The sequence below is a fragment of the Acinetobacter sp. 24-47-66 genome (genome assembly GCF_056779755.1).
Genome location: NZ_JBWYIL010000006.1, coordinates 14960 through 31671, shown reverse-complemented (window position 1 = coordinate 31671; position 16712 = coordinate 14960). Strand labels below are relative to the sequence as shown.

Genomic DNA, 16712 nt, shown 5'->3' with positions numbered 1-16712 from the left:
AACTGGTGAGAGATATAAATAAAGCCCTTATAGGGCTTTATTTATACGTATAAGGTTTTATGTGTTAAGCGTATTTCACAACATTTGCTTGTTGTTTTTGTTGAATGCTTTTGGCAAGTTTATAGCTTTCTTCAACATGAGCCTCAGCCACTTTTTTCATGACAATATAACCCAAGCTAGCTGCAATAATTGAACCGCCCAATGGAATAAACTTAGTCACTTGCTTGGTCAACACTTTGGCTGCCATATTGTTTAGCGAAGCTTTAGCGGCAGTACGAGCCACGACTAGACCAGAAAACTCGAAACCGCGTTTGCGTAGTTCGTTCCAATGGATTTTTTTGGTTTGAGGATCAAAAACGCTGATTTGTTCAGGAGCTAAGCCAAAGCGAGCATTAATTTCTGGAATTAAAATTGACAACATACCTACGTCAATCACAACATCTAAAAAGGGCACAGGAATGACAGCAACACCTGCTGAAACATAAGAGCGTTTTTTGACGAGATCAAGACATTCATCTCGAATTTGTTCTAAATTTAAATTTGGGTCGATTGTTTCTGGAATTTTATCAATTTTCATTTATTTATCACCTAATCAAAGTCTATGGTTCTCGATCCATCACATGATGAACATAGCGCGAGATGAAAGTTTTATTAAAGTCATAAAGTAAAAGTGACATAGTCAGATTAAGATGTATAGTAATTTATCTTTATGATTTTGTTCACACAACTTCATAACGTGTTCGTTGTATGGTGAAAGGGACCTTATGGGAATTCATGTAATTCAAAGTCAGCGCATTGAAGTTTTGGTACAAGGCATCATCACAACTCAAAAGCGTCCCACGAACAACCCATTTGCAGTCCTACAGCAACAACATTTTGTGGTGCCTTCTGCGGCAATGCAAGAGTGGTTAACCCAACGGTTATCTGAGCACCAAGGCATCAGTGCAAATACATTTTTCCATCAACGTATTCGTGGCTTTCAATGGTATGCCTACCAGCAAATTTTGAGTGACAAAGATAAAGTACGTAAAGCGAATATTCCACGTCTGATTATGAAGTGGCGTATTTTCCAAGCACTCAAACCTTTTATACAGCGTGCGCATAATCAGCTTGAGGTTGAACATCCTTTATTCCCATTAATCACACGTATCTATGACAGCGCAGCAGGTATTGAACAGTCAAATGAACAATATCGAAAAAAAATGAGCATGTTGTATTGGGTGTCTGATCAAGTGTCAAAATTGTTCAGCAATTACATGATTTATCGAGCAGATTGTCGTCGAGCATGTGAATATGATTGTCGTTGTCCTGAAAATTGGATTCAGGTATGGGGGCGTAATGAAGCACTCAATATTGAACAACAATTACAATATTTAAATGATCAAGATTCCAGTTTTAAATTTACGCAGGCACAACAATTAGAGGCTTGGCAACGTTGGTTATGGCTCAATATTTTTCATGAAGACTTTGTTGAAATGCAAAGTATTGATCATGATTTTTGGGCTGTACTTCGTGATGAACAGCAACAGAAAATAGCCCTCAAAAAACTACCACAGCAACTGATCGTTTTTACACTCTTGGATTTACCACCAAGTCAATTACAGTTTTTGCGCCGGTTGGGTCAGTACATTGATGTGTTGATTTTGCATTACAATCCCTCACAAGAATATTGGGCGGATAGTGTCGATCCGAATTGGAAAAAACAATATGACTTAAAGCTTAAAGAGCGATATATCGAAAAGTTTCAGCAAAAGCATCAAAGAAAACCAGCTGATAATGAAGTTGAGCAGTTTTTTGAGAATTTTAGTCTGAGCTTTAATGGGCTGGCACGTGAGTCCAGACATCCCTTATTAACACGAATGGGCAAGCAGGCACGTGATCACTTTTCTCTGCTGTCTAACCTTTCCTCGGGTGATGAGGGGCAATGGATAGATGCTTTTGTGGATGAAGCACCGCAGCATTTACTGAGCCAATTGCAATCAGATATTTTACATTTGGTTGAACCTCAAGCTCAAAGTTATGTATTAGATCCAGCAGACGATTCAATCCACATTCATGTTTGTCATTCCGCTGTACGACAGCTTGAAGTCTTAAAAGATCAATTGACCCGATGGCTTGCTCAGTCAACAGCAGAAGCACCACGCCGTCCGAGTGATATTTTAGTTCTTGCGCCTGATCTGAAACAAATTGAGCCTTTGATACGGAGTGTGTTTCCGCAAAAAAATACTGCAACAGGTGTTTATCTGCCAGTAAAGCTAGCTGGTATCACGCAGTTAGATACAGTATTGGCATGGCGTTCAGTGTTAGGGCGAATTGAACTGATACAAAGTCGATTTACCATTGATGATTTTGCTGATTGGTTGAACTTAGCAGCGACCCAAGTGAGATATTGCTTAGACATTAATGGTACTGAGCGCATCTTATTTTTGTTAAGACAAGCGGGATTTCGACGAGGTTTGGATAAACAACATCTGCAAAAAACATTGGCGGAGTATGATCAAGACTATCGGTTTACTTTTAAGTATGCCTTAGATCGTTTGGCGCTGGGTGTGGCTGTTCCAGTTCATGCGATGTTTGAGGAGACCTTAAGTTCTCATCTAGTGGGCTCGGGTGATTTTCACTTAATCGCCACGCTCATTGAAATATATAAGCACTTTACAGAGCGTCGAGATTGGCTCACGACGATTGAAATCGAAAGTGAACAAGAGACGTCAGAGCATGTTGAATTTTGGCTCAATCGTTTAATTTTAGAAGTTAATGAGTTTGAGAGCGCTGGTGTAAGCTCATTAGAGATGATTAAAGAGATTATTCAAAAGCAAATAAGAATGCTAACGCTGGCAAATTTCTATGAAGAACATGATCAAGCCATTCTTAAAAACATACGTTTGCCTTTGAGCTATATTCTGACTGAAATCCAAAGCACCCTTGAATCGCAACTTGATTATGCATTGCCAACTGGACAAATTACATTTAGTCAAATTGGTTTGATTCGGCCAATACCGTATAAGTTAATCGTCATGATGAATTTAGATGGGGGGAAGTTCCCAAATCGTGAGAGTCATTTACCTTTTGATTTAATGGATTTACTCAAGCCCATGATCGGTGATCGATCACGTTTAGACGATGATCAAGGTGCTTTTTTAGACGCTTTGTTATTGGCCAAAGATAATCTCTGGCTATTCTATAATGGTTTTGATGTAGCCGATGGTGAAGTACGAGATCCATCGAGTAGTGTTCAGGAATTACTCCAACATCTCGCGTGGATCATAAAAACATCAGATCAATCTTCCTCGAATCCTCTCATTGATATTGATGGCATTCAAGTTCATCAGAATTTGAGCACACTCTACACGGTACATCCTTTGCAACCCTTTGATCCTGATGGTTTTCAGCAACAGCATCAGCGCTATGAAGATGAATGGTATGCCGTGGCTTCTAACCTCAATCGTCAGGATCAACGTGGTCATAGAGAGGCTTGGATTAATACCACGCTTGAATTGAATCAGGACATCATGGTCTTGGATGCTGAACAATGGATCAAAGATATTTGTTTTCCTGCGCGTCTTTATTTAAAAACCTTAGGCGTATCTAATTTAAAGGATCAGGATTTACCTGAGGTGAATGAGCCGTTGTTATTAGATGGATTGGCGCGATACTCTATTCGTGACTTTTTACAACAGCAGCCAAATGTTTCGAAGCTTCAGACTGAATTACTCAGTGACCAGCTTCCTGTCGGCAAATTACAAGAAGTCAGTTTGAAAATGAGTCTGTTAGAACATCAACAGTTATTAAAAAGGCAAATGTACTATATTGATGAGCCGACCAAAATCACTCAGCGCGTCATAGCAATAGATGATATACAGCTTCAAGTGACCGTTCCTCAAGGGAATGAGATGAGCTGGGTGAGTGTTTCAACATCCAGTGCACGCGCACAACGACGAGCACATGTATGGTTAGAATACTTACTTTGGTTAAGTTATCGAGACTTACCAGATCACCTTGCAACTGAAATGCAGCGCATCCAAATCTTTAGCGATAAAACCATCATGTGTACTGGCCTGACGACGAAACAAGCTCAGGATATGCTTTCCCAATGGATTCAGGCATATAAACAAGCTCAGATAGAGCCTCTCGTTTTACCTGCAGCATTGCTGATGAAACTTGCAGTAGATGGAAAAGCATTAGAATGGGTCACTGATGAAGAGGGTCATCAGCAGTTAAATAACTTCGATAAGCTATTAAATGAATGGAATAAAAGCGATGCCTTTCTGAGTTATAGTTTAAATGACAGTGAAGAAAGTCATTTGCACCGAGATTGGCAGTATATTTTACAGGATTTAGATGCTGAGTACCTATTAAAACAAGCGTGTGGTCAGTTTGCTTATGTCTTATATCAGCCGATATATATGTATCAATCGGAGGCTGAAATATGAGTCAAAAGCCTACAGTCTCGTATCAGCCAATTGTGGATATGCATTTCACTGGATTGCATTGGATTGAGGCTTCTGCGGGGACTGGAAAAACGTATACGCTCTCCAGCCTCATGGTCAGAATTCTATTAGAAGAATATTTACCAAAGCAGATTATTGCGACGACATTTACACGCAAAGCAGCGGCTGAATTGAAAAGTCGAATTCGTGCACGTTTAATCGAGGTACTCGGACTTTTAGAGTCATGTCGTGAGTTAACTCAAGATCAAGTTCAAGCGCGTGCAAAATTAGAATCAGATATTTTATATCAAGTGATTTTAAATCAATTTTCTGGCTTGATTGCATATGCGTGTGCACGTTTAAAACTGGTAATAGATCAGCTTGAAGAGCTCTTTGTTGGGACCTTGGATAGCTTTAGCCAAAAGCTTCTTCGTGAATTTGCATTTGAGAGCGGTAAAATTGAACGAATGCAAATCACCAATGATGCAAAACAATATACGGTTCAGTTAATTCATGATGAATTACGGGCATGGATTCAACAGCAGCCTCAATCAACTGTAGATTATTTGCTGCTTAAGAAAAAAATTAAGTCACAAGATGCTTATATCGATTTAATTGAAACGAGTTTGAATTTTTCCTCTGCTTATTTCAAAGCAGTGCCAGCGCCGACCATAGATGTAGACGCTTTCAGAACTCATGCAGAGCGCTTCATACAGATCGAGCTTGAAACGCTAGATTCATTAACAGACTTTTATGATACTGAAGGGCAGTATTATGCTGTAGTCGCAAAGAAGTGGCGCGATCAAGATAAATTAAAAATTACACTCACGCAGTTGTTGCCTGAATTCCTTGATCAAGTTAAATCCCAAGGCATTGAAGTCATTTTTGCGTCGCATCTCAGCACTCATCTTACTCAGTTGAATGAATTAAGAAAAAAAGTTCTCAATAAATGTCCCGTCGATGTTTTGGCGGCATTTGAGCAACATCCTATTATTGTTGAACTTGCTGAGTTTTTTAAACAGTTTGACAAGCTCAATCAACAACTCGAGCATTTGGAGAGTTATTTACAATATTATTTAGCACAACAAGTAAAACAACGTTTGCCAGAGTTGTTACAGCAAAAATCAGAAACCACATTTTCACAGCAAATTCGAACTTTGGCCGAAGCACTGCAGGGAGCGCAAGGTCAGGAGTTTGCAAAGTACGTTCACGCGCGTTACCCACTTATTTTAGTGGATGAGTTTCAGGATACCAACCAAGATCAAGATGATATGTTGGCGCAGATTTGGAGACATCCAAGTCGTGTGAAGCAGGGTTGTATGATTATGGTGGGAGACCGTAAGCAAGCGATCTACGGTTTCCGCGGTGGAGACATGCTCACGTTCCTAAAAGCATATCAAGATGTTGAAACTAAAGCAGGGCGTTTTTACCAACTTGTGCATAATCATCGCTCAGTGAAACCATTGGTCGAAGTCGTCGATGCTTTGTTTCAACAACAAATGGATTTTGGTGAACAAGTTGAATATACGCCTGTTACAGCAGGTACTCGATCGCATCCATTATTGATCCAATCCGGTTTAGAAAATTATGCTCCGCTTCGTTGGGTTCAAGTAAATGATAAGGAACACGAGTTAGAGCAGGTTGCTTGGAAGATACGGGATTTGCTCAATCAGGCTGCCCAAAGTCAGCTATATTTCAAAAAGCAGGGGCAACGTATTGAACTTCAGGCAGATGATATTGCGGTTTTGTCTCGTAACAATCCTGATTTAGAAAAAGTTCATCATCACTTATTGATGTTAGGCATTCCTGTGAATCGACCTTCACGAAAAAGTGTCTTCAAAAGTGGAATTGCTCGAGATGTTGGTGCAATTTTGGCAGCGATCATGAATCCATTTGATGAAGCTAAATTAAAGAGAGCTTTACTTACACGATTGATGGGTTTTAATTTACATCGCTTTTTGCAACTTCAAATTCAAGCAGATGGCTTAAGTTTATTTATCACGAAATTTGAAGAAATTCGTGAAATGTGGATGGGCCAAGGCTTTTTAACAGCATGGCAAAGTTTCCTCACAGAATTCAAAGTTTGGACAAACTTGGTTGAGCAATTCAGCTATGACAATGAACGCGAAGTGGTCAATCTGCGACACATTTCAGAGTTGTTGAGCCAAAACAGTGATGAGTTAAGAGGTATGCATACCCTTTATCATTGGTATATGCGACAGCTTTCAAATCCGATGGAAAGAGAGTGGGAAATTGAAAGACAATTGAGTAATCAAGCAGGCGTTCAACTTTTAACTATTCACCAATCTAAAGGATTGGAGTTTAAGATTGTATTCTTGCTTGGCGCAGATCGTAAACTGTCAGATCGAAGCGAACTTAACTTTTCAATTCGTGAAGTGCAGGATCATGTAACTGGAAAGTCCGTCGCACAACGTGTCGTGGCGTTAAAGCGTGAAGAATTATTGGAACCATTAGAGGTTGAGCAACATGACCAACGTGCTTTGGCAGAGCATCGACGATTATGGTATGTGGCCTTAACTCGAGCACAACACCGCGTTTATGCAATGATGAGTGATCAAAAAGGGCAATCTATTTATGGTTTGGCGTATTGGCGTGGTCATGGTGCGAACCAATTTCAGCATGCTTTCAGTTTAGATGAGCCATGTTTAGAGAAATGCCCTGAGAAAATAATCGCAAAAAAAGAACATCATACTGTTCAAATGATTGCGCAGAAATATCCTCAAGTTCATTTTTATCCTAGAGCCAAAACCAGTTTTAGTTATCTCGCACAACATTTGAGTCATCAACAAATTAAAGATCGTATGGCGGCTCAAGATATGATCGAACATCATGCGAGTGATGAGGTCAATACTGTGACGCTCGTGACTCCATATCAATTTGAGGATTTGGATCATCAACAACCTTTGAGTTGGATTCGTGCTCATTTTCCGATGGGAACAATAGCTGGAAATTTCCTACATGAAATTTTTGAACATATCGATTTTCAAGATCGCCGAGATTGGACATTAGAAATTCGCCGCCGTTTTAAAAATGCCTATTCAGGTTTATGGGAGCTATTATTCGCTAAATTTCAATCAGATTTTCCTCAACATCATGATGCCGAGCAACATCTTTTAGAAATGATGGCTGAATGGTTAGCAGAGGTTTTAGAGACACCTATTCAACCTGAATTTCGACTCAAACAATTAGTACCTGAAGCACATTTGGCTGAATTTCCATTCTATTTGGCTTTAGCAGACCGAATATTTGGTATTCAGCGTATTCAGCAATTATTTTTAGAGTTTGGGTTTAATATGCCCGAATTCAATGCTGCAAATTCAGCACGTTACCTCAATGGTTCAATTGACTTGGTTTATTATGATGGGATGCGCTATCACATTGCCGACTATAAGAGTAATTATCTCGGAAATCATGTGGAAGACTATTCAGCTCAAGCTATTCAGCTGAGCATGACGCATGCAAGTTATTGGCTACAAGCAGCCCTATATTTGGTGGCATTACATCGCTATTTAAGTATTCATATTGATGACTACAACATCGATCGAGATCTTGGTGGTGCCAGTTATTTATATTTACGTGGGATGAATGGCACTGACCAATATGGATTTAATTATTGGCGTCCTAGTTCAGAATTTATTCTAAGATTAGATGCAATATTGGGCTATTTTGCTGAGGATAAAAACAGCAAAATAGCATGAATATTTAAATGAATTTATTATTAATCATTAATTTATCTTGTGGATAATATTGATGATAAATTTGTAGATAACTATGAGGATAACTGTGTGGAAATTAATCAGAATGAAAAAGTTGATGTTCCTCAATGGGTAACAACTTGGGCTGAATATATCCTAAATCAGTATCTTTCATCAGATGATTTAAATGAACAATCCATTAACACCATTGAACAAGTTCTGATGGCATCTACTATCGGCGATAGTTGTATTGATTTGAAAGGGAATGTTATCCAAGATCTGAGTAAGCTACTCGTGAGCGCAGAGCTTGCAGAGCAACAGGTCGCGCCTTTTGTTTATGATCAGAACTATTTGTATTTATATCGCTATTGGCAATTAGAGCAGCGTTTAGCTCAACAAGTTTATCGTTTAAAGCAGCAAACGATAGTGCCTGCAGATTGCACAAAATATGAAAAATTATTAACCGATCCATTTCAAAAGCAAGCTCTGGAAATGGTATCAAGGCAAGCGCTGAGTATGATTACGGGTGGTCCAGGTACAGGGAAAACGTATACTCTAGCGCGTATTATTGCTGTATTAAATGAGTCGAATCATCAGTTAAGAATCGCAATGGCTGCACCGACAGGGAAAGCTGCACAGCGAATGAAAGAAGCATTGCAAAACTCATTAAATGACGATGCAATGCTCAATATGGGTTTGGATATTGCCCACTTAAAGCAGCAAAATACGTTAACGATTCACCGTCTTCTAGGTTTAGGGCATAGCGCTCAACCTAAATACAGTCTGAAAAAGCCATTACCCTATGATGTGGTGGTGATTGATGAAGCCTCAATGCTTGATCTCAATCTCGCGACGATGCTTTTTGAAGCGATTCCAGACCAATGTCGTTTGATCTTGTTAGGGGATGCACAGCAGTTGGCCTCGGTTGATGTGGGGATGGTATTGGCAGATTTACAACAAGTAAAAGCGCTTAAAGACCATCACGTCAATTTAGTGACCAGTCGAAGATTCAAAGCAGGTGCAAAAATCGGTGATTTGGCAAGGTTCATCCAATCACATGAATGCTCACCACAAAGCTCGAAAGTTGATGTATTGGCTAAATTTGAGAAGGAGATTTGTAGAGCGTCTGAAATCCAACAGATTAATTTAGCTGAGCTTCAAGAGGATCTTGTTCAACTAGAATATTTGAATAAAGCATATTCAGATCAAGATTTAAAAGCCTATTACCTTAAATTAAGTTCGGGGTTTACGGATTACTTTAAAGCACTCAACCTTTATGTCAGAAATGGATATCAGCAGCAGGATGTGACTGAAATTATCCAAAAATTTGATGATTATAGGATCTTAGCTGCAGTGAGACATGGACATTTGGGATTGAATCGTTTGAATGATGAAATTGAGAGGGAGCTATTTCAGCACATGCGGATATCACGACACGACCTTTGGTATATTGGTCGCCCTGTCATGATGACATATAACGATTATCAACTCGGGCTTTCTAATGGTGATATTGGGATATGTCTCAGACATCGCCAGTTTGCTGATCAATTTGAAGTATATTTTCCAAGTCTTGACCAATGGTTTCCAGCATCACGTTTACCAAAGTCAATGCAAACCTGTTATGCGCTGAGCATTCATAAGTCGCAAGGTTCTGAATTTAAACACACTGCAGTTGTGTTAGATGAGTTTGCGTCACGTCTATTGAGCCAAGAATTATTGTATACCGCGATTACGAGGGCAAAAAAAGCAGTCAGTTTATTGGTGGATACTGATGCTTTATTTGAGGCAATAAATGTTAAAACAATAAGAAAAACAGGTTTGTTGAATAAATTAAACACTTTATTTATATCTAATATTTAACGATTGGTTGAAAATAGAAAACCTTTGTAGGAAATATCTTACAAGGATTCGAGAAATTGGCGCATAGAGCTTCGTACAATTTTTTGCGATGATTGCTTGCATAAAAGGTTCAACACGGAAAGTTGAGCAATATCGCATAATTACAATAATTTATAGTCGAGAGACTGCGAACTTACAATGATGTAAGTGATAAAAGAGGAAACTTACAGCCGCTAAGCCTTGTAGTTTTGGGAGAGACTACAGGGCTTTTTTATATACATATAAGATTAAATTGATTACATAATGTACGCAATTTCTTACATAAAGATCAGAAAACTGCGACTTGTGTTGCATAATGAATCTGGCAAAATAGTCGTATAAGGAAATGAAAACCTTAAGAACAAGGACCGTATTAATAATAAATGTGTGTGCAGCACTTACAATAAAAATATAAATAACAGAATCATAATTAAAATATAAGAATCTACAGCGCAAAAAAGGCCCTATGACTTGTCATAGGGCCTTTTTTAACCGTTTATCTCAATCTTAATTTTTAGGCATCTTTATACTTGTTTTGACTTAACGATTCTATTAAAGTGCGTAAAAATTATCACTTTACAAAAAAACCATGAAAAAATTCATAATTTTAATCATTTTGGTGAGTGTTGTTTTGTTTGGGTTGTATAAATGTTTTAAGCCTGCAGATCAAAATACTTCCTCAGGCACTCAGATTGATTCTCTATCTGCTTCTGAGAGTGGACAGCAAACGCCAATAGCCCTTAATGAAGATCAAGTCGAAGATTTAAACGAGTCTGAGAAGATGCCTGTTACTGATTCTCCAGATTTAGTGGATCCGAAGAGCGATTTTTCGATTAAGCCTATTGATCCAGAAACTGATCCAGCCAATCAAGTGTAATTTTTTACCCTGCGCACTAAAAACATAACAACGGAGAACAATTATGTTTAAAACTTTATCATTAAGCGCATGTTTGAGTGTTTTGATGGTCGGTACTGCAATGGCTCAAATGAGCCCTGTAGCAGCTAACGCTAAATTGAACAATCAGGCAAAACAAAAAGTGTCGAAAGGTGGTATTAATCTGTCGGCATTATTGAACAACAGTTCAAATGATCTAATCGTTGAATATCATATTGACACTAATCATTTAGAAAATAATCGCGCTCAACTTCGTGAACATCTTGCTCAAAAGAAGCAATCGATTCAATCGAACTTTAAGCGTTTAGGTGGTATTCAATTACTACGTGATTATAATGCTTTACCATTCAGTTTTCATCGCGTTCAAAAGCGTGACACGCTTGTAAGCTTATTGAATGACCCGAATGTAAAAGCTGTTTATCCAAATAATATTTCTTATACGACAGCATCTGAAAGTCTACCCTTAATTGGGCAAGTACCTGCGGCTGCGCAAGGTTATACTGGTGCAGGGACAACAATTGCTATCTTAGATACAGGTATTAATTACCGCCATTCAGACTTTGGTAATTGTACAGCACCAGGTGTACCATCATCTACTTGTAAAGTTTCGGATACTATTGAAATTGCTCGAGAAGACTATCAGTTAGATGTTAATGGGCATGGAACTAACGTTGCTGCAATTGCTTCTAAAGTTGCACCAGGTGCAAAAATTGTGATGCTCGATGTCTTCACTGGTAGTACCTCTAGAGATGGGGGGCCGGCATACGATTATGATCTAGTGGCTGCCTTGAATTGGGTGGCGAACCACTCCCAAAGCAAAAACATTAAATCTGTAAACTTAAGCATTGGTAATGGACGTAGTTATTCCTCAACTTGTACTAGTTCCGTACTTACAGATTCTTTTTCGAAGTTGAGAGGCTATGGGGTATTACCAGTTGTTGCATCTGGCAATGATAGACATCTGAGTGGTATATCCTATCCAGCATGTACTGCGGGTGCAGTCAGTGTAGGGGCGGTTTATGATGCTAACGTAGGTTCGATTGCATTTAGCAATTGCTCTGACATTGCAACTTATAGCGACAAAGTAACGTGTTTCAGTAACTCTAGTCGTAATTTAACTTTATTGGCGCCTGGTTCACGTATTACCGCTGGCGGATATACAATGGATGGTACTTCAATGGCTGCACCTCACATTGCAGGTGCTGTTGCTGTGTTACGTGCGAATAATGCTTTCCCGAATGAATCGCTGGATCAAATTGTTGCACGTATGACGTCTACGGGAACTTTGGTTACGGATCACCGTAACTCAATTCGAACACCTCGTTTGAATTTAATTGCTGCGTTAAATGGTGCTCCATCTACTCCAGCACCACAACCCCCTGTTGTTGAGCCACCTGTAGTGACGCCAACTCCTACGCCAACACCAACTCCAGCACCACAACGTAACTGTCGTACTTTCTTATTTGTGACAATCTGCAGTGGTTAATTAATAGCTAATAGATGAAAACTTTAAAAAAAGGCATCTAAATGATGCCTTTTTTACATTGATATTAAACACGTTCAGTTTCAGATTGATCAGTTCCAAATAAAGCGCGTCTTTTTTCCTTAGGAATACTTGGGCATTGGTTGGATATTTGATATAGCACTTTTGCTAAAGCGGCTAAATGTGTGCCTAATACAGATTTCCCTGTATTTAAGAACGATACACTGATATCCCGTTGAGGGTCTGCCCAACATAAAATATTCGAGAAACCTAGATGACCAAAAGCTTGTCCAGTATTTGGGCCAAATACACCGATTGGATTACTGCCTAACATCGGACCAAGTGCATAACGCATAGGTGCTAAAAGGTTACGGTCTATTGTTGTATTGGATGTAGGGAGTGTTGCTCTGAAGACCGTTTCTGAATTGATAATTTGCTGATCTTGATAACGACCACCATTAAGTAACATTTCAAAAAAACGATTGGCTTGTTCAGCACTGGTATAAATATTTCCTGCAGGACAGACGGTATCCATAAAACGGGGATCATTGGTGACATCCACTGCCAGTTGCAGTCCTCCGCCTAATACACGATTGAGATATAGGTCAGTCCCCAAAACAGGGTGAATCCCAGTTGGATAATTTTTTGCAACTAAATGACGTAGTTCTGGTTTTAAACCATAGTTGAAGAAAGGTAAATTCATTGGTTTTTCAATATGTTCGTGCAAGTAATCACGAATATCTTGTCCTGTTACACGTTCAACCAATTCTCCTAAAATATATCCAGCAGTTACAGCATGATAAGAGAGTTGCGAGCCTACGGGTGCAATCGGTTTTGCTGCATAAAGATGCTCTAGGATCCCTTGACGATCAAATAAAAGCTCTGGAGTGACCTCAGTTTCAATTTTAGGAATACCGCCACGGTGTGATAACAAATGAAATATGGTGGCGCGTCGTTTACCGTTAACGCCAAACTCTGGAATATAGCGACTCACTGGATCAAGTAAGTTAATTTTCCCTTGTTGATCTAACAAATGCACTAACATTGCATTAACGATTTTAGAGGCAGAAAACATACAGACCGGTGTTTCTGGTGTCGCAACTTTAGAAGGGTCTGTTTGATAGTTTGGACCAAGTTCTGTGTAACCAATACTGCGATTAATTAATATCTGACCCTTGCGACGTAAACACATACTGATCATTGGATGATTGCCAGTACGATAAAGTGCTTCAACACTGTGCCAAATTTTATCAATTTGCTGTTGCGTCATTCCCCCAAGTTCTGGCGCAACTTCGTCTTTATGACGAGTGATCGTAGTTAAGTCTTTTGGTGCTATGCACGTATTTGTAGAGAGTAATTTCACGTTCATTCCATGTTTCATTGTTTTTATAACAGGCAAGTTTGCCCTGCCCAAAAACAAAAGTCAGTATCTTTAACGACATGAATTGATGATTGTTTCTGCCAGAAGTTATTGAGCGGATAATTTTGCTTTTTGAGGGGGGTTCCTTTAAAATAGCACGCTGCTGTAGTGATGCACGGCAGTCAATTCCGCTTTGAAGAGCGTCGTTGATTTGTATCAAATACTTTTAAATAAGCATCTCGGAGAAATCGAATGGCTTTAACAAACGCAGATCGCGCAGAGATCATTGCTAAATTTGCTCGCGCTGAAAACGACACTGGTTCACCAGAAGTTCAAGTAGCTCTTTTATCTGCTCAAATCAATGACTTACAAGGTCACTTCAAAGAGCACAAACACGACCACCATAGCCGTCGCGGTCTTATCCGTATGGTTAACCAACGTCGTAAGCTTCTTGACTACCTTAAAGGTAAAGATGCTACTCGTTACAGCGATTTGATTGCTGCTTTAGGTTTACGTCGTTAATTCGATTTAAACTTTATTTTCGGATTATTGCATGTTGAATGCTGTATTGCTGAAAACTAAAGGCGATCTAGTTTCGACTAGATCATGGGGAAGGGGCGAATAGTTTCGCTCCTTCTTTGTGTTTAAAAATAGTGTTTCTAGTGAGGTCGGCTTCTAAGCTTTGTCATTTAAAACCTGTGTTGTGAATGCCAAACCTTAGGGGTCTCCACTAGAATAAAATCAGGAAAAAATAGAACATGTCGATGTTTAATATTATTCGTAAAGAATTCCAATTCGGTCAGCACCAAGTTGTGCTTGAAACAGGCCGTGTGGCGCGTCAAGCAAATACTGTTGTGATTACCATGGGTGGTGTGACTGTATTGGTTGCTGTTGTTGCTCAACCAACTGCGAAAGCAGGTCAAGACTTTTTCCCACTGACTGTTAACTACCAAGAAAAACAATATGCTGCAGGTCGTATCCCAGGTGGTTATGGTAAGCGTGAAGGCCGTGCATCTGAAGCTGAAACTTTAATTTCACGTTTGATCGACCGCCCAATTCGTCCGTTGTTCCCAGAAGGTTATTACAACGAAATCCAAGTGACTGCAACAGTTGTATCATCTGACAAAACTATGGAAGCTGATATTGCTGCAATGTTAGGTACCTCTGCTGCACTCGCAATTGCAGGTACACCATTCCGTGGTCCAATTGGTGCTGCACGCGTTGGTTTAATTAACGGTGAATACGTTCTTAACCCAAGTCATGAACAACTTGCTCAATCTGATCTTGATCTTGTTGTTGCAGGTACTGAAGCTGCTGTACTTATGGTTGAATCAGAAGCTAAAGAACTCTCTGAAGACCAAATGTTGGGTGCAGTTCTTTTTGGTCACGATGAAATGCAAATTGCAATTCAAGCAATCAAAGAATTCGCAGCAGCAGCGGGTGCAACAGAGTCTACTTGGACTGCACCAACTAAAAATGAAGAACTTCAAGCAAAATTAAAAGAAGCATTTGAAGCGAAAATCTCTGAAGCATACACGATTGCGGTTAAGCAAGACCGTTATGCAGCACTTGATGCACTTCATGCTGAAGCGATTGCTCAATTCGTTCCTGAAAATGATGAAACAGGTATTGCTGACGAAGTTAACGAATTATTTGAAGACCTTAAATATCGTACAGTTCGTGACAATATCTTGTCTGGTAAACCACGTATTGATGGTCGTGATACTAAAACTGTTCGTGCAATCGACGTACAAGTTGGTGTGTTAGATCGTGCGCACGGTTCTGCATTGTTCACACGTGGTGAAACTCAAGCGTTAGTAACGACGACTTTAGGTAATACACGTGATGCGTTGATGGTAGATACCTTAGCGGGTACAAAAACTGATAACTTCATGCTTCACTACAACTTCCCTGCATACTCTGTAGGTGAAACTGGTCGTGAATCTGGTCCTAAACGTCGTGAAATTGGTCATGGTCGTTTGGCACGCCGTGGTGTTCAAGCAGTTCTTCCACCAGCTGATCGCTTCCCGTACGTGATTCGTATCGTATCTGACATCACTGAATCGAATGGTTCGTCTTCAATGGCGTCTGTGTGTGGTGCTTCTTTATCACTTATGGATGCAGGTGTTCCACTTAAAGCGCCAGTTGCAGGTATTGCAATGGGTCTAGTGAAAGAAGGTGAACGTTTCGCAGTTCTTTCAGACATTCTAGGCGACGAAGATCACCTTGGCGACATGGACTTTAAAGTAGCAGGTTCTGCAAACGGTATTACTGCACTTCAAATGGACATCAAGATCGAAGGTATTACTGAAGAGATCATGGAAGTTGCATTGAATCAAGCGTATGCAGGTCGTATGCATATCTTGAATGAGATGAATCAAGTGATTTCACGTGCTCGTCCTGAAATCTCAATGCACGCACCAACATTCCAAGTGATCAGCATCAATCCTGATAAGATCCGTGACGTGATTGGTAAAGGCGGCGCAACTATTCGTCAAATCACTGAAGAAACCAAAGCAGCGATCGATATCGAAGATAACGGTACAGTACGTGTATTTGGTGAAACTAAAGCAGCGGCAATGGCTGCAGTAGCGAAAATCCAAGCGCTTACAGCAGAAATTGAACCAGGTACAATTTACACAGGTAAAGTCATTCGTATCGTTGAATTCGGTGCGTTCGTCAATATCCTTCCTGGTACTGATGGCTTGCTTCACATTTCACAAATCTCGAACGAGCGTATTGCGAATGTGACAGACGTTCTTACTGAAGGTCAAGAAGTTAAGGTACAAGTTGCGGATGTTGATAACCGTGGTCGTATCAAACTTACAATGAAAGACATTGAACAAGCTTAATCATTTAAGCTAATTCTAAGCCTTGTGTGGTGCTTCGTTTAAACGAGTGCTACACAAGGCTTTTTTTATGGCATGATCAAAATGTTCTCATTTAAAAA

Annotated in this window: 9 protein-coding genes; 7 read left to right on the top strand and 2 right to left on the bottom strand. The window is 39.7% G+C overall.

Translation table 11 applies throughout. The features are described 5' to 3' along the window. Window positions 1–64 precede the first annotated feature (64 nt). On the bottom strand, window positions 65–577 hold the full coding sequence (locus AC1M84_RS07375; RefSeq protein ID WP_092767239.1) for a hypothetical protein: 513 nt from the start codon (window positions 575–577) through the stop codon (window positions 65–67). Window positions 578–764: 187 nt separating this feature from the next. On the opposite strand from AC1M84_RS07375, the gene AC1M84_RS07370 reads away from it, so the two are divergent. The 5 genes from AC1M84_RS07370 (at window position 765) to AC1M84_RS07350 (ending at window position 12405) form a co-directional block, all read left to right on the top strand. Next, entirely contained in the window at window positions 765–4433 is a 3669-nt protein-coding gene (locus tag AC1M84_RS07370) for an exodeoxyribonuclease V subunit gamma (RefSeq protein WP_481594756.1), read from the top strand. Beyond that, window positions 4430–8149, top strand: coding sequence for a UvrD-helicase domain-containing protein (locus tag AC1M84_RS07365; protein WP_481594755.1), 3720 nt, complete (start codon window positions 4430–4432; stop codon window positions 8147–8149). The genes AC1M84_RS07370 and AC1M84_RS07365 overlap by 4 nt, the downstream gene beginning before the upstream one ends. Before the next feature lie 87 nt (window positions 8150–8236). Then, entirely contained in the window at window positions 8237–10006 is a 1770-nt protein-coding gene (gene recD, locus AC1M84_RS07360) for an exodeoxyribonuclease V subunit alpha (RefSeq protein WP_481594754.1), read from the top strand. A gap of 607 nt (window positions 10007–10613) precedes the next feature. Beyond that, the gene (locus AC1M84_RS07355) at window positions 10614–10901 is read left to right on the top strand and encodes a hypothetical protein (RefSeq protein ID WP_481593263.1); all 288 of its coding nucleotides are present in this window, start codon (window positions 10614–10616) and stop codon (window positions 10899–10901) included. 43 nt (window positions 10902–10944) lie between these two features. Then, window positions 10945–12405, top strand: a complete 1461-nt coding sequence (locus AC1M84_RS07350) for a S8 family peptidase (RefSeq protein WP_481594753.1) — start codon at window positions 10945–10947, stop codon at window positions 12403–12405. Window positions 12406–12469: 64 nt separating this feature from the next. On the opposite strand, the gene AC1M84_RS07345 is transcribed toward AC1M84_RS07350, so the two are convergent. After that, on the bottom strand, window positions 12470–13765 hold the full coding sequence (locus AC1M84_RS07345; protein ID WP_092767411.1) for a serine hydrolase domain-containing protein: 1296 nt from the start codon (window positions 13763–13765) through the stop codon (window positions 12470–12472). A gap of 249 nt (window positions 13766–14014) precedes the next feature. Here AC1M84_RS07345 and rpsO point away from each other — a divergent pair, with 249 nt between their 5' ends. Together rpsO and pnp are read left to right on the top strand one after the other, a co-directional pair. Then, window positions 14015–14284 (top strand): 30S ribosomal protein S15, encoded by a 270-nt coding sequence (rpsO, locus tag AC1M84_RS07340; RefSeq protein ID WP_035264047.1) that lies wholly within the window; start codon window positions 14015–14017, stop codon window positions 14282–14284. A 242-nt stretch (window positions 14285–14526) separates the two neighbouring features. Continuing rightward, complete coding sequence (pnp, locus tag AC1M84_RS07335; protein WP_180028184.1) at window positions 14527–16614, top strand: polyribonucleotide nucleotidyltransferase; 2088 nt, start codon at window positions 14527–14529, stop codon at window positions 16612–16614. Window positions 16615–16712: the final 98 nt, after the last annotated feature.